Below are 5,667 nucleotides of genomic sequence, written 5' to 3' on the forward strand. Positions count from 1 at the left end.
GTCAGCTACCAGATCAATCGACAACTCTCTGGGTGGATCCTTCCTCCACTGGTAATACGCGCCGTCGGGGCGCACCGAACGGTTTTACATAGGCGGGCGGGATCAGCCGAACTTCATGGCCAAGCTGGGTGAGCTGACGCGCCCAGTGATGGGCTCCGCCACATGCCTTTAAAGCTACCGTGCAACGCGGCTGGGCTGCGAAGAAATCCAAGAGCTTTCCTCGGCTGATCCGTTTGCTGAATACAGCCCGTCCTTTCCCGTCCGCTCCATGAACGTGGAAAACATGCTTAGCGATATCCAGACCGATTGTGCTAACCTGCAACACGGACGCCTCCCTTAAGTGGTGCTAAACACCTCCACTTTGGCACATCGATGCCGTCGGCGGGGCGTCCACCCCATCATAAATCTTCGTCGATGTCCGCTTCGCCCGATACCGACCGCTTATCGGCCACACGGCTCCGAGGGCTTTAGCCACTTCAGCACGTCCTCAGTGTCGAACTCGAACTGCTTGCCCCGACCACCATGAGATTTGACCGGCATTCCGTTCTCGACCCATGCGGAAATCGTCGGCAGCGAATAGCCGAAGATGTCCGCAAGCTCTTGCCGGTTGACGACCTTGCCCATTATTCGTCGATCTCGACGCCCATAGCGGTCAGTTCGGTGTCGATGGCCGCGATGCGCCGATTAAGCTCGGCGACAACGGCGGCCTTGACCGCTGCGACCATCTCGGCGTCCTGATACGTGCCCCTGATCGTCACGCCGAGACCATCGCCGTGATCTGCAATGCGGCGCGCTCCGCACAGCTCGTCGCGTCGCTTCAGAAGGCGCTCGAAGTCGCATGCCTGGGACAGCTTCATGCGAGCCCCCGATCCGCCCGAGCAGCGAGATCAGCGACGACGATGTCCATCTGGCGGAAGGTGGACGCCATGTCGCCTTGGTAGTTGAGGACCGACCGATGCGCCTTGACTTCAAGCTCGGCCTTCTCGGTGAAATGATCCTGCGGGATAAGGCCGGGGCGGACGATCTCGATGACCCATCCACCCATGCGGTCGATGGCTTCGCCCTCATTGGCGTGCCTCACATCCTCGAAGACGACGCGCTTCGGGGTCTCGATGTAGAGTTTGTCGGTCTCGGTGCCGATCCAGAAGTCCGAACCCATATGGTCGCGGCCCCAAAGACCACCGAGCCCTTCCATCGCGTGTCGGGGCGACCGGCCACCCAGCCAGGGCGTCGGCTTCTCTTTCAGATCGCCCTCGATCATGCGCTCGATGGTGGCTTCGTCGCAGTGCCGATACTCGAGTGTTCGCGAACCTCTTGCTCGCCTCGGCCAATATTTCCTCATCATGATAGCGACCGGAAATGTGTGTCAGAATGAGCAGCCTGACGCCCGTCGTTGCCGCGAGCGTGGCGGCTTCGGCCGCGGTAAGATGCCCGTAATCGCGGGCGATGGACGCATCGCGTTGGAGAAAAGTCGCCTCGATCACCAGCACGTCGGCATCGCCAACGTGCTCAGCCAGGCCATCGACAGTCTCGGTATCGCCAACGATGACAAGCTTCTTGCGTCCCTCCGGCGGCCCGAGGACGTCTTCGGGATCGATCGTCTTGCCATCCGCGAGTGTAACGGGCCTTCCTTCCGCCAGCTCCTTGCGCACGGGACCGTCCGGCACCCCGAGGGCCGAAAGGCGGTCTGGCCGAAGATGGCGACGGACCTTACTTTCGAAGGAAAACCCGAAGCTGTCTGTGTCGCGGTGGGGGATCGGAAAGCACCCGATCGTGAAGGCGCCGGCGTCGAGAACCTGGCCGGTCGCCAGCGGAACGAGATCTAGCGGAACGGGCGCACGCCCTTCTCCCCACAAGCCCGCGAGCATCTGGACGACGACGTCGAGGGTAGCGAAGGTAGGCGCGCAGCATGTCCTTCAGCGCGCCAGCGAACCGGCCGCGCACAAACCCGTGGCGCTCGATGAGATGGCGGGCCACGGTGGTCTTGCCGGACCCGATAAAGCCCTTGAGGCCGATAACGATCATGAAAGGAAGGCTCCGATTGGATCTATACGGTCTCAATCGGTATTGTTTCTTTCGAGCGCGTTTCGGTATCCCCTCAGTCCGCCGGACGACGCCGGACCAAAATATCAATTTCGCCCGTCAAAAATCGCCAGTTCGATGTTTTCCGGGTCCGCCTGGGGCCCCCATCCTGCAACCGACCCGAGAACAGAAAGCGCCTTTTGAAATTTTGTATCTAGCGATATCGGGCGGTCGCGCGTCACCCGCATGGGGAAGGGCCCTGGCAGGACCCAAAGTGTTACAACTCTGCGAGATGCTCGAAGCCGGCAAGAGGTGCGAAGAGCTAGATCATGGATGCTGATCCCGAGCGATGTCGGTTCCGAGGTTGGCGGGTGCGAACGCTGCGTGACCATGGCCACGTCAGGTTCTCGACAGCTTCCCACAGTAGGAGACCTGCTCAGGTAATCTTGAACGTGAGGCTAACGTGGACCCGCAAGACTTTGATCCATTTAATGTGGCAGCTTCGTCGCAGGTGCAGCACGCCGCTTCGGAAGAGCCGCAGACGGGCCAGGCCCGCCAATTTGAGCAGCACTTGGCCCAGGCAAGCCAGGCCGCTCCCGTTGCCAGCAGGCCCTCCAGCTATCCACATCTGTCTACAAAAGACCGGAACTTTATCGATAGCGTGATCACTCAATATGCGGCTCAGAAAAAGCCAAAACCTGAAACGGTTAGAGGCTATACTCAGGCACTTCGTCGACTTGGGAATGATCTCCGCGCTCGCGGCCAGACGACCGATCTAGCAAACCACAAGTCCCTGCTCGAGCACGCAACTACTTTCTTTCCGAAAGACAACAAAATGAAGAAAGCGGTGGCCGTCCTTCGTGCGTATCATGGCACCAGTCATTTAGTTTCTCGCGAGGAACCGCGCGCGCTCTCCTCAGGGAAAGACGCATCTAACGATGTCCAACAATCCCTTGGCGAAAGGACGGATGCACGCGCCAGGAGCAATCTCCTGCCAAGCGAAGGGGTCCTTATCAATCATGAGCATGACGCGGCTCAATCGAGAGCAGCGAAGAGACAGAGGGCGCTGCCCGATCTTGAAGAGGTTGTGATATACCGACAGTCAAGCGCGAACGCCGCTTCAGCAGAAAGTAGCGGTGCACCGCGGGTTGCAGCAACAGGCGTCATAGTCCGAGGGCATCCGGATAAGCGGCCTCTTTATTCCGAGGATGCTGCTGTCGTCCTGAAGCTTGAGCACGCCCTCATAGAGGGCGGCATGAGCAGCCAAGGGGCGCATGAGCATGGAAGCCGCCTCATTAACTATAGCCGTTGGCTGTTCAAAGATAACCGACCGGGCATTGTTGCTCGGCTGGACAGCAAGTCGCTGATCGACGATGGTGCCATACACAAATACCCCGGAGGGAATACTGCGAAACTCCTTAGATCCTTAGAGTATTTCCGCACCTTGCGGGCGACGGGAGTAGTCGTGCCCAAGAAACCCGGCGGCCCTCGCGCTGAGCTTAATCCTTCCCCCCAGAACGTCGCCCTCATCAATCCCGAAACCGCGGCGCTGATGGAACCGCGGCGCATCGACGACGCCGCTGCGCAGCACAGCGTGCCGCACCAAGCGGGTACTCGGCTAGAGGAGCTTCAGGAAGAACAGGACGGTCACCCCGCCGTATCGGCTTTCATGCAGGCGCAAGCCGCATTCCGTTTAGAGCAGCTCCCGCAGGGAGAGCTTCAGCGACTGGAAAAACAATTGCATGACGAGCGTCACGGACTAGGAGACAATCATTCTGCTCTGTCGTTTTCCATCGATTCGGAAGACCTTACTTTGGATCCCGAGCTGTTCTCTCTAGAGGACCTTCTGCGACCGCTTGATGACGAGCCAGCAGAGGAGCTTCAGGAAAGGCGAGATGAACACTCCGCCCCGTCGGCTTTCATTCAAGCGCAAGCCGCATTCCATTCAGAGCAGCTCCCTCAGGGAGAGCTTCGGCGAGTGCTGGATCATCTGGATGATGAAGCCATGCCGTCAGCAGTCTCCGACCCTTCAGAGGAGCTTCAGCGACTGGAAAAAGAGTTGCATGACGAGCTTCACGGACTAGGAGACAATCATCCTGCTCTGTCGTTCTCCATCGATCCGGAAGAGTTTACTTTTGATCCCGAGCAGTTCTCTCCAGGGGAGCTTCGGCGACTGCTTGATGCCGAATCCGCAGAGGAGCTTCACGAAAGGCGAGATGATCACCCCGCCCCGTCGGCTTTCATTCAGGCGCAAGCCGCATTCCATTCAGAGCAGCTCCCTCAGGGAGAGCTTCGGCGAGTGCTGGATCATCTGGATGATGAAGCCATGCCGTCAGCAGTCTCCGACCCTTCAGAGGAGCTTCAGCGACTGGAAAAACAGTTGCATGACGAGCTTCACGGGCGACGGGACAATCATGCACTCGATGCGCCATCCACGCATGTAGCGAATGATCGGCGCGACACTGCCTGACACGATCCCGTCGATGACGTCCGCCCCAGCACAGTAATGCGGCGCGCTGATCCTTAGCAGGCCCGAGGTCTTGGTCGAAGGGGCTGACATCGCTGGTATGGCCGTAGTCCGAGTTGTTTGCATTTTCTGCAAAGAGTTATCTTGGTCGCTGTGCAGTTCATCGGCCAGAGCCATGGGGACCGTCGGGCTCAAGATGCCGAGATCGCGAGCGCGAGTAGAACCGTGCGTCGTCTATTACGAGGGGGAGTCATTTCGCTCATGAACCTTCCCGACCAAAGGGGCGGTGGAGTCGATTCGCTCATGGACCCTCTATCGCGTCGCTGCAGACCACCGCGCGATAGAAGTGCTGCGGGAAGCGCGCCTGGACAACGCCCGACACGGTCCCGAGAAAATCCCAATGCTCATTGATCGTCGCACTGCCCTGAAGCACCGCGAGCGTTTGCAGCGGCAGCCGCTTCTTCGTGCGACGACGCACGATCAGCACCTTGCCGTTGCTCACGATCTGGAACGGCTTCCGCTTCTGACCGTCCATGCGCTTCAACTGGCGGCGCACAACGGTATGCACCGGCGCACTGCCAATCGATCCGTAGGGCTTGATCAGAAGCGAGACGGCCACGGCTATCTCGCTTCGCGCGGACCGACAGAGCGTTGTCGGGATACTTCTCCTTGCCCGCACCGATGACGTGGCGCTCCATGTACTTGTCGATGCTGCCCACCGTCGCCATGAGCGTGCTGCCGTTGGCAGGGCGGATGCGGATGCCGCCGACAACCCATGGCCGCCCGGCATCGTGCATCGAATGACTCGCCTTGCGCTCGTGCGCATCCGTTTCAAGTTGACTGTCCATGCCCGCAAAGAACGCGTGCTATTGGCGGAGGAAGAGGAATAGCGCGGCGTTGCCTATCTGGTAGTCCGCAATGCGCTTCTCCCTAATCCTATCCACCAGCTCATTGGCCGCCGCGAAATATTCTTCGGCAAGGGAAGCAGTGTTGGCCTGCATCATGCCGCCGATGGCAAATCCGTGCGGCCCAGACCATTCATCCTCACGCGCGTGATCCCCGGTTAGCTCCTCGAAGTGTCATTCGGCGCGCTGTTTGACCCCGCATTGCCTCACCAAGGATGTTACCGGAGAACTGACCGTCAGGATTGGGGCGGCGATACCGAATCGGATCGGTGT

Annotated in this window: 6 protein-coding genes and 2 pseudogenes; 1 reads left to right on the forward strand and 7 read right to left on the reverse strand. The window is 59.4% G+C overall.

All coding sequences use genetic code 11. The features are described from left to right. Positions 1–76: 76 nt before the first annotated feature. From AAFX91_RS38305 to AAFX91_RS38325, 5 genes and pseudogenes are all read right to left on the reverse strand, one after another. Positions 77–325: pseudogene (locus AAFX91_RS38305) on the reverse strand (IS110 family transposase); the annotation flags it as partial. Positions 326–441: 116 nt separating this feature from the next. Continuing rightward, positions 442–624 carry a terminase small subunit gene (locus AAFX91_RS38310; protein WP_028168835.1) on the reverse strand — a complete coding sequence of 61 codons (183 nt, stop codon included), beginning with the start codon at positions 622–624 and terminating at the stop codon, positions 442–444. Next, complete coding sequence (locus AAFX91_RS38315; RefSeq protein ID WP_035692697.1) at positions 624–857, reverse strand: hypothetical protein; 234 nt, start codon at positions 855–857, stop codon at positions 624–626. Before AAFX91_RS38315 ends, AAFX91_RS38310 begins: the two co-directional genes overlap by 1 nt. After that, positions 854–1,261, reverse strand: coding sequence for a hypothetical protein (locus AAFX91_RS38320; RefSeq protein WP_051397283.1), 408 nt, complete (start codon positions 1,259–1,261; stop codon positions 854–856). Before AAFX91_RS38320 ends, AAFX91_RS38315 begins: the two co-directional genes overlap by 4 nt. A 25-nt stretch (positions 1,262–1,286) precedes the next feature. After that, a pseudogene (locus AAFX91_RS38325) lies at positions 1,287–1,889 on the reverse strand (MBL fold metallo-hydrolase); the annotation flags it as partial. A 596-nt stretch (positions 1,890–2,485) separates the two neighbouring features. Here AAFX91_RS38325 and AAFX91_RS38330 point away from each other — a divergent pair. Continuing rightward, on the forward strand, positions 2,486–4,492 hold the full coding sequence (locus tag AAFX91_RS38330) for a hypothetical protein (protein WP_165421299.1): 2,007 nt from the start codon (positions 2,486–2,488) through the stop codon (positions 4,490–4,492). Positions 4,493–4,790: 298 nt separating this feature from the next. On the opposite strand, the gene AAFX91_RS38335 is transcribed toward AAFX91_RS38330, so the two are convergent. Next, the gene (locus tag AAFX91_RS38335; protein WP_207231136.1) at positions 4,791–5,108 is read right to left on the reverse strand and encodes a hypothetical protein; all 318 of its coding nucleotides are present in this window, start codon (positions 5,106–5,108) and stop codon (positions 4,791–4,793) included. Positions 5,109–5,355: 247 nt separating this feature from the next. Beyond that, positions 5,356–5,493, reverse strand: coding sequence for a hypothetical protein (locus tag AAFX91_RS38340; protein WP_245287665.1), 138 nt, complete (start codon positions 5,491–5,493; stop codon positions 5,356–5,358). Between the last annotated feature and the right edge of the window lie 174 nt (positions 5,494–5,667).

Source organism: Bradyrhizobium sp. 31Argb, from assembly GCF_043638955.1.
Taxonomy (GTDB): Bacteria; Pseudomonadota; Alphaproteobacteria; order Rhizobiales; family Xanthobacteraceae; genus Bradyrhizobium.

Coding starts and splice junctions, on each gene's coding strand:
- AAFX91_RS38340 (WP_245287665.1), bottom strand. CDS start 5,493: ATGATGCAGGCCAACACTGCTTCCCTTGCCGAAGAATATTTCGCGGCG.
- AAFX91_RS38315 (WP_035692697.1), bottom strand. CDS start 857: ATGAAGCTGTCCCAGGCATGCGACTTCGAGCGCCTTCTGAAGCGACGC.
- AAFX91_RS38310 (WP_028168835.1), bottom strand. CDS start 624: ATGGGCAAGGTCGTCAACCGGCAAGAGCTTGCGGACATCTTCGGCTAT.
- AAFX91_RS38320 (WP_051397283.1), bottom strand. CDS start 1,261: ATGATCGAGGGCGATCTGAAAGAGAAGCCGACGCCCTGGCTGGGTGGC.